This window comes from Providencia sp. 2023EL-00965 (assembly GCF_033550225.1).
Taxonomy (GTDB): domain Bacteria; phylum Pseudomonadota; class Gammaproteobacteria; order Enterobacterales; family Enterobacteriaceae; genus Providencia; species Providencia manganoxydans.
This window is the reverse complement of record NZ_JAWUEH010000005.1, coordinates 212725-228286: the sequence shown is the minus strand read 5'-3', so window position 1 is coordinate 228286 and position 15562 is coordinate 212725. Positions and strand designations below refer to the sequence as shown.

Sequence of the window (15562 nt, the reverse complement as noted above, 5' to 3'; positions counted from 1 at the left end):
TGTTCTTATCATAAATATCTGGTTTATCAGTTCAGTTGTGGTTCATCTATTGTGATCTAGGGCTGATAGTGTATTGATTTCAAAAAATTATTAATTTGCATACTGATTGCTCGCGCTTGCAATATTCAGTCATCTCATTTGTGATGTTTTGTTATATCAATTTAAGATAGTTATGTTGAAGTATGTTGTTGGTAGTAATTCAAGTCACAGTTGCGGAATGAGTCTTTAATTTGTGTTTTAGTGCTTTGGGTGCGGCAAATTTGCTATATTGGGATCAATGTTGTCTTAAATGCACAAAAAAACTATTGCTAATATTGTTTGTGTTTCTAATAATAGGTCGCGCATCATTCTGATGATTCGACGCTAAATGTTAGTGCAGTCTTAGCAGTAACAAGCGCAAGAATTTTTACGCATTGTTAATCTTGTAGTTTGTAGTTATTAACAGGGCGTTATAAAGTTAAACTGACACTATGTATACTCTAATAATTCGAGAGTACAGCTAGGTGGCGAGTGAGCGAGTTGATAGTTGCATAGAAATCTATGTCTCTAATACCCGTGAACATAACCAACAATGCGGTGGCTTGGAATAGGCGAGTATAATATATATAGTTGTCTTCAATTTACGTTCATAGTTCGAGAAATACCCCGAGTTAAAGAACCCACCATTATGAATCTTACCGAATTAAAAAATACGCCGGTATCAGAACTGATTACGTTAGGCGAAAACATGGGGCTAGAAAATTTAGCCCGTATGAGAAAACAGGATATTATCTTCTCGATTTTGAAGCAGCATGCGAAAAGCGGGGAAGATATCTTCGGCGATGGCGTACTGGAGATATTGCAGGATGGGTTTGGTTTCCTCCGTTCCGCAGACAGTTCTTACCTCGCAGGTCCCGATGATATCTACGTTTCTCCTAGCCAAATCCGCCGCTTCAACCTTCGCACTGGCGATACCATTTCAGGAAAAATTCGTCCTCCTAAAGAAGGTGAACGCTATTTTGCGTTATTAAAAGTTAATGAAGTTAACTTTGATAAACCTGAAAACGCCCGCAGCAAAATCCTCTTTGAAAACTTAACCCCATTACATGCAAATAATCGCCTTCGTATGGAACGTGGTAACGGTTCAACTGAAGATTTGACCGCGCGTGTATTGGATCTGGCAGCGCCAATTGGTCGTGGTCAACGTGGTCTGATTGTCGCTCCGCCAAAAGCAGGTAAAACAATGTTGCTGCAAAATATCGCGGCGAATATTGCTCACAATTATCCAGACTGCGTTTTGATGGTTCTGCTGATTGATGAACGTCCTGAAGAAGTGACAGAGATGCAACGTTTGGTTAAAGGGGAAGTAATTGCTTCAACTTTTGATGAGCCTGCTGCGCGTCACGTTCAGGTTGCTGAAATGGTTATCGAAAAAGCAAAACGCCTCGTTGAGCATAAAAAAGACGTTATTATTTTACTTGATTCGATTACACGTCTTGCGCGTGCATACAACACCGTTGTACCTTCATCAGGTAAAGTTTTAACGGGTGGTGTGGATGCAAACGCATTACATCGTCCTAAGCGTTTCTTTGGTGCTGCACGTAACGTTGAAGAAGGTGGTAGTTTAACCATTATTGCAACTGCTCTTGTAGATACTGGTTCTAAAATGGACGAAGTTATTTACGAAGAGTTTAAAGGTACAGGTAATATGGAATTACACCTGTCTCGTAAGATCGCAGAAAAACGTGTCTTCCCAGCTATCGACTATAACCGTTCAGGTACACGTAAAGAAGAGCTGCTTACTTCGCAAGAAGAATTACAGAAAATGTGGATCCTCCGTAAGATTATTCACCCGATGGGCGAAATTGATGCGATGGAATTCCTTATCAGTAAATTAGCAATGACGAAAACTAACGAAGAGTTTTTCGATTTTATGAAACGTTCATAGTCGATAAACTTTCAGTATTGCTGGTTCGCATAAGCGCTGTTGATAACAGCGCTTTTTTTATATCAGTTTATTGCTTATTTTTCGATTGTGCATACAGGTGATATTGATTTATAAAATCGTATAAGGCCTATCAGGACTAGGACTGTTCTACTATGGTATATCAATAGTTAAAACAAATTTGAAAGAAAGAAGTATGTAACGTTTGTAAAATATTCGATTTATTCATTTATTGATTTTGCGTGTTAAATGGCATTTTAAACTATGGGATCTATACGAGTTTCAATTTTATCCTTCTAAAATAAAATATCGATGATTAAATATTATGTTTACCGCGAGTACCCAAACTAAAATGTATTTTGTAAAAACGCCAATAATAATCGCTTAAAATTAGTGAGTTTTGATACGAAACACAAATATATTTCCTGTTAGCAGGATTATTTGTTGTTAAGTATATTGAAGTGAATAATTTCATCAGATTTATTCTAATGTAATGGTCATAAATGGCTCAGATGATTTATTATCATACAAAATCAATAAGTACACGTTTAGCTCGTGTGAAAGTGTATAACATTATCTATTAACAGTATTTTTCTTGTGTATTATATGAATGATTTGAGATACTACTTTAATCTTTCTGTTTGTTTAAATTAGTTTTGTGAAAGACAGGGGCATTTTTATGTAGGGATACTAAAAATCCATGTTTAGCACTGCGAATGAAGGCGAGCAACGGAAAGTTGAGAACTGAAAAGTAAGGAAAACATCATACAAGCGTATAGACATGATGGTTATCAATAAAATAATAATTATTGTATTGGATTTTTTCTATCATAAAACGGAGAATCGATTTGTTAAGTAAAATAATTTTTGTTTTATTTGTATGCTGATTAATTGTATATGATACATGCTATTGGTGTATTTATTAACAGAGAATATCATTTGCGAATTGTCTTTTTTTGATTTATCAAAAAAGGTGCAATAATTAAACAAAAAAAAGCCTAAAATTATAATGCTAAAGAGTGACTGGTTTTTATGGCATGTATATTGCTTTATTTGGCATAAGATACATAAATAGGATGTTGTCGTATCCTTGTTATCTACAAAATAGTTTGAAGTGCAGCTGGGTAGCAATAATATCAATCATTGGGTGGGTAAGCCTGTATGATGAGTGTGATTGAAAGTGATGCTGCTATTTGAAGTATAATAGGGATACGGTAATAACCTTATGGGACTAATTTTTAATATATACTCGTCATCTTTCAAGTTGTAGGAGCGTTGACTACGTTCAGCTAGCCGAGTCATAGAGTTTGTCTATGCTCCCCGTCTATCTTCGCTTGTCGCCTACCTACAACTCGAATTACTTAGAGTATAGTTATTAAAGACTCGTCTTATAGCGCTTATCTATTTTGAGATGATAATGCATGTGCTGTCGCCCGTGGCTTTGTATGGGAACAAATATTTTAGTTTTAGGTTAGTTAGATAAAAAGATAAGAGAGTGACTCGTGGACACCGCACAATTTTTTGCTAGTCTGTTTTACGTTTTTTTGTTCACGTTAGTATTTATTTTTATCGCTCGTGTTGTAGCAACCAAAATCGGGCTGGTAGATAAACCTAACTTTAGAAAAAAACACGTAGGATTGGTCCCTTTAGTTGGGGGGATAACGGTCTTTTTTGGTATCTGTTTTGCGTTTGTCATTACTGAGGAATATATTCCTCATAAATGGTTATACCTTGTTTGTGCCGGCTTGCTGGTATTTATCGGTGCTTTAGATGATCGATTCGATATTAGCGTTAAATTAAGGGCGGGCGTGCAGGCAATGGTTGCTGTTGCCATGATGATGATTGCTGATCTTAAATTAGAATCGTTAGGTCATGCATTTGGACCATGGGAATTAGTCCTTGGGCCATTCGGTTATATTGTCACTCTATTTGCTGTCTGGGCTGCGATCAATGCCTTTAATATGGTTGATGGTATTGATGGGCTTTTAGGTGGGCTATCTTGTGTTTCGTTCGGGGCGCTAGGCTTTTTGTTATATCAAAGTGGTAACTACGCGTTAGCATTTTGGTGTTTTGCCTTTATTGCAGCTATTCTTCCTTATATCTTCTTAAACTTAGGCATATTGGGCCGCCGCTTTAAAGTATTTATGGGGGATGCGGGAAGTACCTTGATCGGTTTTACCATTATTTGGATCCTTGTGGAATCGACCCAAGAAACGATACATCCAATTAACCCTGTCACTGCATTATGGATTATTGCAATTCCACTAATGGACATGGTAGCGATTATGTATCGTCGTATTCGCAAAGGTATGAGCCCATTTTCACCTGACCGCCAACATATTCACCATTTGATTATGCGTTCAGGTTTTACCCCAAGAGGGGCTTTTGTGCTGATCACATTGTCGGCCGCGTTTTTAGCATGCGTAGGAATTATTGGTGAACGTCTAACATTTATACCTGAATGGGTAATGTTGGCACTCTTTTTGCTTGTCTTCTTTATGTATGGTTACTGCATCAAACGAGCGTGGAAAGTGGCTCGTTTTATTAAACGCGTCAGACGTCGTATGCGTAGAGGTGCAGTACGGTAACGACAAACGGAAATAATAGAGGTTCTGTGCAGTGAAAAACTCAGAAACACAACCTAATCAGTATCAGCCGCCGATAGAACCGGAATTGGATATCCGTGGTTTGTGCCGTTCTTTATGGCAAGGTAAAATTTGGATCGTGGCAATTGCTGTGTTATTCGCAGCAATTGCATTGGGAGCCTCCTATTTTATGCAGCAGAAATGGAGCTCAACGGCGATCACTGACTTGCCAACCGTGAATAATTTGGGTAGTTACTATTCGCAACAACAGTTTTTACGTAATCTGGATTCTCGAATCAATTCGACGGGTCAAGAAGGTCAACTACCCACGATTGCCAATGAAGCATACCAAGAGTTTATTAAGCAGGTAGGTGCTTATGATACTCGACGTCAATTTTGGTTAACAACGGATTATTATAAGCAGCGCTTAGAGAATGATCAGAAGGCAGATGCCGCACTTTTGGATGAGTTGATCGACAATATTCAATTTACGCCATCCGATAAACTTAAAAATACGAATGACAGCATTAAGTTAATTGCTGAAACCTCGAAAGATGCTAACCAGTTATTACGTGAATATGTTCAGTTTGCTAATCAACGCGCAACGGCAAATCTGAATGATGAAATCAAAGGGACTTGGGCGACTAAATTGCAGTCTATGAAAGCGTTAGTAAAACGTGAAGATATGGTTGCTGAATCCGCTTATGAAAGACGTTTAAATGTTCTTCAGCAAGCACTGAAAGTCGCAGAAAAACAAGGTATTTCACGTAATCAAAGTACTGCACCAGTTGATGAAATCCCAGATTCAAAAATGTTTATGCTAGGGGTTCCACTACTGGAAGCTCAGATTGAAACGCTGAAAGCGACAGGGCCTGATCATGATACTGATTATGATCAAAACATCGCAATGTTATCGACATTGAGTGTAGGGCCAACTCTCCAAGACCATTTTCAGGCTTACCGTTACCTACGGACACCTGAAGATCCTGTCAAACGTGATAGCCCACGCAGAGCCTTTATGATGGTTCTATGGGGTGCTATTGGTGCGTTGGTTGGTGCAGGCGTTGTGCTTGCTCGCCGTCGTCCATCCTGATTTGTATAAGTGGCTGGCATCAGGTCAGCCACTGCATTAAGTCATTATAATTAAATAAAAGCAGCTAACTGCATAGATAAATATAAGAGAGTCACTGTGAAAGTATTGACTGTATTCGGCACTCGACCGGAAGCCATTAAGATGGCTCCACTGGTGCATGCACTTGCTAATGATACGGCTTTTGAAGCTAAAGTATGTGTAACGGCCCAGCACCGAGAAATGCTCGATCAGGTACTGAAGCTATTTGAGATCACACCTGATTATGATCTCAATATTATGAAGCCGGGGCAAGATTTAACCGATATTACCTGTCGTATCCTAGAAGGGCTAAAAAGCGTATTTGCTGATTTTCAGCCTGATGTTGTGTTAGTGCATGGTGATACCGCAACCACGATGGCTACTAGCCTCGCTGCATTTTATCATCGCATTCCTGTTGGGCATGTCGAAGCAGGGCTGCGTACCGGCAACCTGTATTCCCCTTGGCCGGAAGAAGCAAACCGCAAAATTGCGGGGCATTTGGCAATGTACCATTTCGCACCAACGGAAAATTCTCGCCAAAATCTACTGAAAGAGTCACTCCCAGATAACCATATTTTTGTAACGGGTAATACGGTTATTGATGCGCTGTTGTGGGTGCGAGATAAGGTGATGAGTGACCAATATATGGTCGAAAAATTGGCTGCAAATTACCCATTCATAGATGCAAACAAAAAAATGGTTTTAGTGACGGGCCATCGTCGAGAAAGTTTTGGCGGTGGTTTCGAACGTATTTGCCATGCATTGGCTGAAATTGCCCAAAGCCACCCTGATGTTCAGGTAGTTTATCCTGTGCATTTGAATCCAAATGTCAGTGAGCCTGTCAAACGTATTTTGCATGGTATTGATAATATTATTCTTATTAGCCCTCAAGAGTATTTGCCTTTTGTCTATTTGATGAATCATTCTTACTTGATTTTGACGGATTCAGGTGGGATCCAAGAAGAAGCGCCATCACTAGGCAAGCCAGTTTTAGTCATGAGGGACACAACTGAACGCCCAGAAGCTGTCGATGCAGGCACCGTACGCCTTGTTGGTACAGACACACAAAAAATTGTTGCAGAAGTTAACCGGTTACTGACAGATGAAGCGGAATATCATGCAATGAGCCGCGCTCATAACCCATATGGGGATGGTCATGCTTGTCAGCGTATTCTTGAAGCACTAAAAAGCAATCAGGTGAAATTATGAGTTTTGAAACTATTTCTGTTATCGGCCTTGGTTATATTGGTTTACCAACAGCAGCGGCATTTGCCTCGCGCAAAAAGCAAGTTGTTGGCGTTGATGTCAACCAACATGCGGTTGATACCATTAATCAGGGTAAAATCCATATTGTTGAGCCAGAACTCGACAACGTCGTTAAAGCGGCTGTTGAAGCAGGTCATCTGAAAGCCTTTACTAAGCCGCAACCGGCAGATGCTTATTTGATCGCGGTACCAACACCGTTTAAAGGGGAACATGAGCCTGATCTGACTTATGTGAAGGCTGCTGCCGAGTCGATTGCCCCTGTGTTGAAAAAGGGGGATTTGGTGATTTTAGAATCCACCTCGCCTGTCGGTACCACTGAGCAAATGTCAGAGTGGATGGCACAAGCGCGCCCTGACTTAACGTTCCCGCACCAAACAGGCGAGCAAGCTGATATTGATGTGGCGTACTGCCCTGAGCGTGTATTGCCGGGTCAGGTGATGGTCGAGTTGATTAAAAATGACCGTGTTGTTGGTGGTATGAACCCGAAATCGTCATTACGTGCGAGTGAGCTATATAATATTTTCCTTGAAGGTGAATGTGTTATTACTAACTCAAGAACCGCAGAAATGTGTAAGCTGACTGAAAATAGCTTCCGTGATGTGAACATTGCCTTCGCTAACGAATTATCCCTGATCTGTGCCGAACAAAATATTAATGTTTGGGAGCTGATCAGCTTGGCAAACCGCCATCCTCGCGTCAATATCTTGCAACCAGGTCCAGGTGTTGGTGGACACTGTATTGCCGTTGACCCATGGTTTATTGTGGCACAAAATCCACAACAATCACGTTTGATCCACACTGCACGCTTAGTCAATGATGGCAAACCAATTTGGGTGGTTGATCAAGTTAAAGCGGCAGTTGCAGATTGCTTAGCTGAAACAGGTAAAACTGCCAGCGAAGTAACAATTGCTTGCTTCGGCTTGTCATTTAAACCAAACATTGATGACCTACGTGAAAGCCCAGCGATGCATATCACTAAGATGATCGCTAACTGGAACAAAGGTAAAACCTATGCGGTTGAGCCTCACATTCATGAATTACCAACATCATTAAAAGGTATCGTTGAGCTCGCTTCAATTGAAGATGCGGTGACAGATGCAGACATCATTTTAATGCTTGTTGATCATAACCAATTCAAAGCGATTCAAGGTTCATTAATTAAACAAAAATGGGTTGTTGATACCAAAGGAGTTTGGCGTTGAAACGCATTTTAATTACAGGCGGAGCCGGTTTTATCGGCTCTGCGGTCGTTCGTCATATTATTGAAAACACCAGCGATAGCGCAATTGTTGTGGATTGTTTGACCTATGCAGGAAACTTAGAGTCATTAAGCGAAGTTTCAGGCAGTGAGCGCTATGCTTTTGAGCAAGTCAATATTTGCGACCGTGCGGAGTTAGACCGCGTCTTTACTAAATATCAACCTGATGTAGTGATGCACTTGGCAGCAGAAAGCCATGTTGACCGCTCTATTGATGGGCCAGCTGCCTTTATTGAAACGAATATTGTCGGTACTTACACCTTGTTAGAGGCTGCTCGCAGTTATTGGATGGCGCTAGACGAATCGAAAAAAGGCCAATTTCGTTTCCACCATATTTCAACTGATGAAGTGTATGGTGATTTGGAAGGGCCAGATGGATTCTTTACTGAAACAACACCATATGCGCCAAGCAGCCCTTATTCGGCTTCTAAAGCATCCAGTGACCATTTAGTGCGAGCGTGGCAGCGTACCTATGGTTTGCCAACCATGATCACCAACTGTTCAAATAATTATGGTCCTTATCATTTTCCTGAGAAACTGATCCCGCTGATTATTTTGAATGCGTTAGCAGGCAAGCCTCTTCCTGTTTATGGCAAAGGCGAGCAGATCCGTGATTGGTTATTTGTTGAAGATCACGCACGTGCGTTGCACTTGGTAGCTACAACAGCACTACCGGGTAGTACCTATAATATCGGTGGTCATAATGAACGACGTAATATTGATGTCGTTGAAACGATTTGTGGATTGCTTGAAGAGCTATGTCCACAAAAGCCACAAGGTGTTGCACATTATCGTGATTTGATTACTTATGTAACTGACAGACCCGGTCATGACATGCGCTATGCTATTGATGCAGATAAGATTGCCAATGAATTAGGATGGACACCACAGGAAACATTTGAGTCTGGTATTCGTAAAACGGTGTTGTGGTATTTGAATAATGAAACATGGTGGCGTCGTGTTCAAGATGGTTCCTATTCGGGGGAACGTCTAGGTCTGAGCCGTTAAGGAGGGATCATGAAAGGTATAATACTTGCTGGTGGGTCGGGAACGCGTTTGCACCCGATTACACGAGGTATCTCGAAGCAGTTATTACCCATCTACGATAAGCCGATGATCTATTATCCGCTATCAGTACTCATGCTTGCGGGGATCCGCGAAATTTTAATCATTTCTACACCTGATGATTTACCTATGTTTAAGCGGTTGTTAGGTGATGGTCATGAGTTTGGTATTGAATTGAACTACGCAGAACAAGCTTCTCCTGATGGCCTCGCACAAGCCTTTATTATTGGTGAAGAATTTATCGGTAATGACGCGTGTTGCTTAGTATTGGGCGATAATATCTTTTTCGGTCATTCATTTAGCCCTAAACTGAAATCGGTTGCAGCGAGAACCAAAGGTGCCACTGTGTTTGGCTATCAAGTGATGGATCCTGAGCGTTTTGGTGTGGTTGAGTTTGATGATGACTTTAAAGTACTGTCCATCGAAGAAAAACCCAAGAAACCGCTATCAAATTGGGCGGTAACAGGTCTGTATTTCTATGACAATCAAGTGGTTGAATTTGCCAAGCAAGTTAAACCATCAGAACGTGGCGAACTCGAAATCACCTCAATCAATCAAATGTATTTAGAGCGTGGTGAATTGAATGTTGAGCTGTTAGGTCGTGGTTTTGCTTGGTTGGATACAGGGACTCACGATAGCTTGATTGAAGCAGGCACTTTTGTACAAACCGTTGAAAAACGCCAAGGTTTTAAGGTTGCTTGTTTGGAAGAGATTGCATGGCGTAATGGCTGGTTGACCGATGAACAGGTCCAGAAGTCAGCGAAGCAACTCAGTAAAACAGGTTATGGCCAGTATTTAGAGGATTTACTTCGTGTCCGTCCGCGCCAATATTGATCACCAGCAATGGGAGTCTGATTTTTTCGGACTTTCTACTGCCAAGTTAGACTTCGCAGCGCAACAAGCTGAGATTATCCTTGAGAGCCAATTAGATGACTATGCTATTGTTCAAGCGAAAATCTCAGCGGGTGATATTGAACGCCTTGATGGTTTATCTCAACTTGGTTTTTCCTTAGTTGAAGGTGAAGTGGATTTTGCCCTGACTATTGGCACAGAAAATGCTTATTTGAACAGTGGCTTATTGGTAACAGAGCGAGTTGATATTGCTGTTGCCGATGAAATCCCTGTATTGCGTCAGGCGGCTGAACAGGTGTTTAGTCAAAGCCGTTTTCGTGCCCCTTGGTACTGTAACGGTGACAGTGGGCGTTTTTATGCATTGTGGATAGAAAAAGCGGTTTTAGGCACGTTTGACCACACATGTTTGTTAGTTAAAGAGGCATCAGGGGCGATTTTAGGCTTTGTGAGTTTAAGGCACCTTGATGATGACACAGCACGTATTGGCCTTCTGGCTGTGATGCCTGGAGCGAACGGGCGAGGGATTGGCCGTAAATTGATGTCAGCAGCGTGGGTATGGTGTAAGCAACACCAAAAAAGACAGCTAAATGTTGCCACGCAAATCAGCAATGTTGCTGCATTGAATCTTTATTCACGTAGCGGTGCTGCGGTTGCTAGCACTGCGTATTGGTTATATAGGGGACAACATGATTCCATTTAATAAGCCACCCGTTGTAGGAACTGAATTAGCGTATATGAAGCAAGCCATGGATAGCGGCAAGCTGTGTGGTGATGGTGGTTTTACCAAACGCTGTGAAGAGTGGATGGAAAAGCGTTTTGATTGCCCTAAAGTCCAATTGACGCCTTCTTGTACAGCATCATTAGAAATGGCGGCGATCCTCATTAACATTAAGCCAGGCGATGAAGTGATCATGCCTAGCTTTACCTTTGTTTCAACATCTAATGCGTTTGTGCTCAGAGGCGCGACCATTGTATTTGTGGATATCCGTCCTGATACCATGAACATTGATGAAACAAAAATCGAAGCGGCGATCACAGAGCGCACTCGTGCGATTGTCCCAGTTCATTACGCAGGCGTCGCTTGTGAAATGGACACGATTATGGCAATTGCTGAAAAGCATAATCTGTTTGTCATTGAAGATGCGGCACAAGGGGTCATGTCTACCTATAAAGGTCGTGCTTTGGGAACGATTGGTCATATTGGTGCATACAGCTTTCACGAAACCAAAAACTACTCTTCAGGCGGTGAAGGTGGCGCAACATTGGTCAATGACAAGTCACTGATTAATCGTGCGGAAGTGATCCGTGAAAAAGGTACCAATCGCAGTCAATTTTTCCGTGGCCAAGTTGATAAGTACACATGGCGTGACATTGGTTCAAGTTATTTGATGTCTGACTTACAAGCAGCTTATCTATGGGCGCAGCTAGAAGAAGCGGAAAAAATTAATGAACGCCGTTTGCTATTGTGGCAGCGCTATTACGATGCATTAACGCCTTTAGCGCAAGCGGGTAAACTTGCATTGCCTATCGTGCCGGAAGGTTTAAAACACAATGCACACATGTTCTACATTAAGTTAAAAGATGTCGAACAACGCACTGAGTTTAATGACTATATGAAATCCCACGGTATTTTGACAGTGTTCCACTATGTTGCACTGCATACCAGCCCTGCGGGTGAAGAGTTCGGTCGTTTTGACGGTGAAGATCGCTACACGACTAGCGAAAGTGACCGTTTAGTCCGTTTGCCGATGTTCTACAATATGACTGATGAAGAACAGCAAACCGTTATTGATACGATTAAAGCGTTTTTTGCCTAATGTCATTAGCAAGAGCTTCTATTTGGACAGCTGGGTCTACCCTGATAAAAATTGGGGCGGGCCTACTGATTGTAAAACTATTAGCGGTCTCTTTTGGCCCTAGTGGTGTCGGGTTGGCGGGAAACTTTCGCCAACTTATCACTGTTCTTGGTGTGCTATCAGGGGCAGGGATTTTTAATGGAGTCACTAAATATGTTGCTGAACACCATGAAAATCCTGAAAAGCTACGCGCCGTATTAGGAACGTCATCCACCCTGATCCTTGCATTTTCGACACTACTCGCGTTGATTTTCTTACTATTTAGTGGCTCGATTAGTGAAGGACTGTTTGACAGTAAAGATTACCAGCGAGTTATCCAAGCGGTGGCTTTCATTCAGATGGGGATTGCGTATGCCAATTACTTTTTAGCAATCTTAAAAGGCTATCGAGACGCTTCTGGCAATGCTCAGTCTATTATTTTCGGTAGCATAATTGGCGTTGTTGCTTATTATTTATGCTATACCATGGGGGGCTATGATGGCGCCTTAGCAGGATTAGCATTGGTACCGGCACTTGTCGTGCTACCAGCGGCTTTGATGATTGTACGCCGTAAGCGATTTGCATTATCCATGTTAAAACCCGCTTGGGATAAAGCGATCGCGACAAATTTAGGTAAGTTTACCGTCATGGCGTTAATTACGTCGGTGACGTTACCTGTCGCATACATCATGATGCGAAATCTATTAGCTGCAAAATACAGTTGGGATGATGTCGGCCTGTGGACTGGGGTGAGCACCATTTCTGATGCTTATCTGCAATTTATTACGGCAACATTTTCTGTGTATTTGCTACCTACGTTGTCTCGGCTACAACATAAACATGAAATCTCAGCAGAGATCATTAAAACCTTAAAATTTGTCTTGCCCGCCGTTGCTGTCGCCAGCTTTATGGTGTGGTTACTGCGTGATTTTGCGATTTGGTTACTGTTTTCCGATAAATTTTATGGCATGCGTGATTTGTTTGCATGGCAATTAGTGGGTGATGTTTTGAAAGTTGGAGCCTATGTCTTTGGCTATTTGGTCATTGCAAAGGCGGCTTTACGTTTTTATATTTTGACTGAGGTGAGTCAGTTTATCCTCTTGATGGGCTTTTCCCATTGGCTGATACCTGCACACGGTGCTGTAGGGGCAACGCAGGCTTATATGGCGACCTATATCGTGTATTTTCTCCTCTGTTGTTGTGTATTTTTGATCTACCGTAGGCGAGTATGACAACCTTAATACATGTACTGGGATCTGACCTCCCCCACCATAATCAAACGGTGCTGACATTCTTTAATAATGTGATCTGCAAAGAAAATGCAGAGTCACCAAAGCCGCATTTTATGGTGGTTAGCCTTGATACACAGTTGGCGGATGCCTATCCACAGTTGGATATTGAGGTCTTCGAAAGTAAAAAATTGATTGCTGATGCCGTGATCCGTCGTGCAATGGCTGACCGTCGGGAGCGTTTTTTCTTCCATGGGCAATTTAATGCGCCTATTTGGTTGGCGCTGCTATTTGGTAAAATTAAGTCACATCAATTTTGGTGGCACATTTGGGGGGCAGATCTGTATGAAGAGTCCACTTCCCTAAAATTTAAATTGTTTTATATCTTACGCCGATTGGCACAAAAGAAAGTGGGACATGTTTGCGCGACACGGGGGGATTTGTGCTATTTTCAGCAATCAAACCCACGAGTCCCTGCATCAGTCCTGTATTTTCCTACACGTATGGATCCAAGCTTGACCGTTAATACGCCTCCAGTACGTCAGGGCGAGAGTTTAACTATCTTACTGGGTAACTCAGGTGATCGCTCAAATCGCCACATAGAGGCGCTGGGAGCGATTAAACAGCAGTTTGGTGAACAGGTTAACGTGATTGTGCCTATGGGCTACCCAGCTAATAACCAAACGTACATCCAGCAGGTTGAACAAACTGCGCAATCACTGTTTACATCGGGTCAAGTCAACATCCTGAAAGAACGCATGGAATTTAGTGATTATCTGAATTTACTGAAAACCTGTGATCTCGGTTATTTTATTTTTAATCGTCAGCAGGGCGTGGGAACAGTGTGTTTGCTGATCCAGTTCGGTATTCCTTTTGTTATCAGCCGACAAAATACATTTTGGCAGGATCTGACTGCACAAAATGTTCCGGTGTTCTTCTATGGTGATGAACTCTCTGTGGGTTTGGTTGAAGAAGCACAACGCCAAATGGCGCTATTAGATAAGCAGCACATTGATTTCTTCGCACCGAATTTTACTGATGGCTGGCATGCAATCTTAGCCGTTGCGGAGGATCAAGCATGACCTTAGCCGAGTTGGGAGGCTTATCGCTTGTTTATCTGATCTCCATTATTTTTATGGGAACGTTGCTGTATAAAGAGTTCCGACGCGTACGTTTCAATTTTAATATCTTTTTTTCATTACTGTATTTACTAACGTTTTACTTTGGTTTCCCGCTGACTTGTGCACTGGTCTTTCAATTTGATGTGGCCGTTGTACCTGCGGAATACTTGCTATACGCCCAACTCGCGGCAACCAGTTTTTACGCCATTTATTATGTTACGTACAAAACACGGCTAACCAAAGCGCCTACTGTGGCAAAGCGTCCGCTATTTACCATGAATAAAGTAGAAACTAATCTCACTTGTTTATTGCTGGTTGCGGTGGCAGTGGTAACTGTTGGGATCTTCTTCCTGCAAAATGGTTTTTTGCTATTTAAGCTAAAAACTTACAGCCAAATATTTTCCAGCCAAGTTTCAGGGGTGGCGTTAAAACGCTTTTTCTATTTTTTCATCCCTGCGATGCTGATCGTTTACTTTTTACGACCAACGCAAAAGCGCTGGATTTTATTCCTAGTGAGTACGGTCGCTTTTGGTTTTCTAACCTATGTTATCGTCGGTGGTACACGAGCAAACATTATTATTGCATTCGCACTCTTTTTGTTTATTGGTATCGTCAGAGGCTGGATCACGTTATGGATGTTGGCTGCGGCGGGGGTTGCAAGCATTGTCGGGATGTTCTGGCTCGCGCTTAAACGCTATGGATTAGACGTGAGTGGGGCAGAAGCATTCTATACGTTCTTGTATTTGACTCGCGATACCTTTTCACCGTGGGAGAACCTTGCGTTACTGTTAAGCAACTACGATAAGATAGAGTTCCAAGGACTGGCGCCGATTGCGCGTGATTTCTATGTCTTTATCCCATCGTGGTTGTGGCCTGATAGACCGGATACGGTCTTAAACTCAGCTAATTACTTCACATGGGAAGTGCTTAACAACCATTCAGGTTTAGCGATATCACCTACCTTAATTGGCTCATTAGTAGTCATGGGAGGCGTGGTATTTATCCCACTTGGTGCCATCGTTGTCGGTTTGATTATCAAATGGTTCGATTGGATCTATGGTATGAGTTTAAAAGAATCAAATCGTTATAAAGCAGCGATCATGCAAGCATTCTGCTTTGGCGCCATTTTTAACATGATAGTGCTAGCCCGCGAAGGGGTGGATTCTTTCGTGTCACGTGTCGTCTTTTTCTGCCTAATTTTTGGGTTTTGTTTGATTTTGGCGAAATTACTGTACTGGTTATTTGAAAGTGCGGGGCTTATTCGTGATAGAGCCGTTTTTTATTTAAAAAACCAACGTCGCGACGACCGCTAGAGG

Annotated in this window: 12 protein-coding genes; all 12 read left to right on the top strand. The window is 41.9% G+C overall.

Translation table 11 applies throughout. The annotated features are described in order from the left end of the window. Positions 1–667: 667 nt before the first annotated feature. The 12 genes from rho (at position 668) to wzyE (ending at position 15559) form a co-directional block, all read left to right on the top strand. On the top strand, positions 668–1927 hold the full coding sequence (rho, locus tag SC428_RS09235; protein WP_140182136.1) for a transcription termination factor Rho: 1260 nt from the start codon (positions 668–670) through the stop codon (positions 1925–1927). Positions 1928–3426: 1499 nt separating this feature from the next. Next, entirely contained in the window at positions 3427–4512 is a 1086-nt protein-coding gene (gene wecA, locus SC428_RS09230; RefSeq protein ID WP_070928557.1) for a UDP-N-acetylglucosamine--undecaprenyl-phosphate N-acetylglucosaminephosphotransferase, read from the top strand. Between the two features lie 31 nt (positions 4513–4543). Continuing rightward, positions 4544–5602, top strand: a complete 1059-nt coding sequence (wzzE, locus tag SC428_RS09225) for an ECA polysaccharide chain length modulation protein (protein WP_140182134.1) — start codon at positions 4544–4546, stop codon at positions 5600–5602. A 96-nt stretch (positions 5603–5698) separates the two neighbouring features. Further along, the gene (wecB, locus tag SC428_RS09220; RefSeq protein WP_070928559.1) at positions 5699–6829 is read left to right on the top strand and encodes a non-hydrolyzing UDP-N-acetylglucosamine 2-epimerase; all 1131 of its coding nucleotides are present in this window, start codon (positions 5699–5701) and stop codon (positions 6827–6829) included. Then, positions 6826–8088, top strand: a complete 1263-nt coding sequence (gene wecC, locus SC428_RS09215; RefSeq protein ID WP_140182133.1) for a UDP-N-acetyl-D-mannosamine dehydrogenase — start codon at positions 6826–6828, stop codon at positions 8086–8088. The genes wecB and wecC overlap by 4 nt, the downstream gene beginning before the upstream one ends. Further along, positions 8085–9152: a dTDP-glucose 4,6-dehydratase gene (rffG, locus tag SC428_RS09210; protein ID WP_140182131.1), complete on the top strand. Its 1068-nt coding sequence runs from the start codon at positions 8085–8087 to the stop codon at positions 9150–9152. Before wecC ends, rffG begins: the two co-directional genes overlap by 4 nt. A gap of 9 nt (positions 9153–9161) precedes the next feature. Then, positions 9162–10043, top strand: coding sequence for a glucose-1-phosphate thymidylyltransferase RfbA (gene rfbA / locus SC428_RS09205; RefSeq protein ID WP_070928568.1), 882 nt, complete (start codon positions 9162–9164; stop codon positions 10041–10043). Further along, a complete protein-coding gene (gene rffC, locus SC428_RS09200) occupies positions 10021–10761 on the top strand; it encodes a dTDP-4-amino-4,6-dideoxy-D-galactose acyltransferase (RefSeq protein WP_318707215.1) in 741 nt (246 codons plus the stop codon). The genes rfbA and rffC overlap by 23 nt, the downstream gene beginning before the upstream one ends. Then, positions 10748–11878, top strand: coding sequence for a dTDP-4-amino-4,6-dideoxygalactose transaminase (gene rffA, locus SC428_RS09195; protein ID WP_140182127.1), 1131 nt, complete (start codon positions 10748–10750; stop codon positions 11876–11878). Before rffC ends, rffA begins: the two co-directional genes overlap by 14 nt. Next, a complete protein-coding gene (gene wzxE, locus SC428_RS09190) occupies positions 11878–13128 on the top strand; it encodes a lipid III flippase WzxE (protein ID WP_070928571.1) in 1251 nt (416 codons plus the stop codon). The genes rffA and wzxE overlap by 1 nt, the downstream gene beginning before the upstream one ends. Continuing rightward, entirely contained in the window at positions 13125–14207 is a 1083-nt protein-coding gene (locus SC428_RS09185) for a TDP-N-acetylfucosamine:lipid II N-acetylfucosaminyltransferase (protein WP_140182125.1), read from the top strand. Before wzxE ends, SC428_RS09185 begins: the two co-directional genes overlap by 4 nt. Then, the gene (gene wzyE, locus SC428_RS09180) at positions 14204–15559 is read left to right on the top strand and encodes an ECA oligosaccharide polymerase (protein WP_070928575.1); all 1356 of its coding nucleotides are present in this window, start codon (positions 14204–14206) and stop codon (positions 15557–15559) included. Before SC428_RS09185 ends, wzyE begins: the two co-directional genes overlap by 4 nt. Positions 15560–15562: the final 3 nt, after the last annotated feature.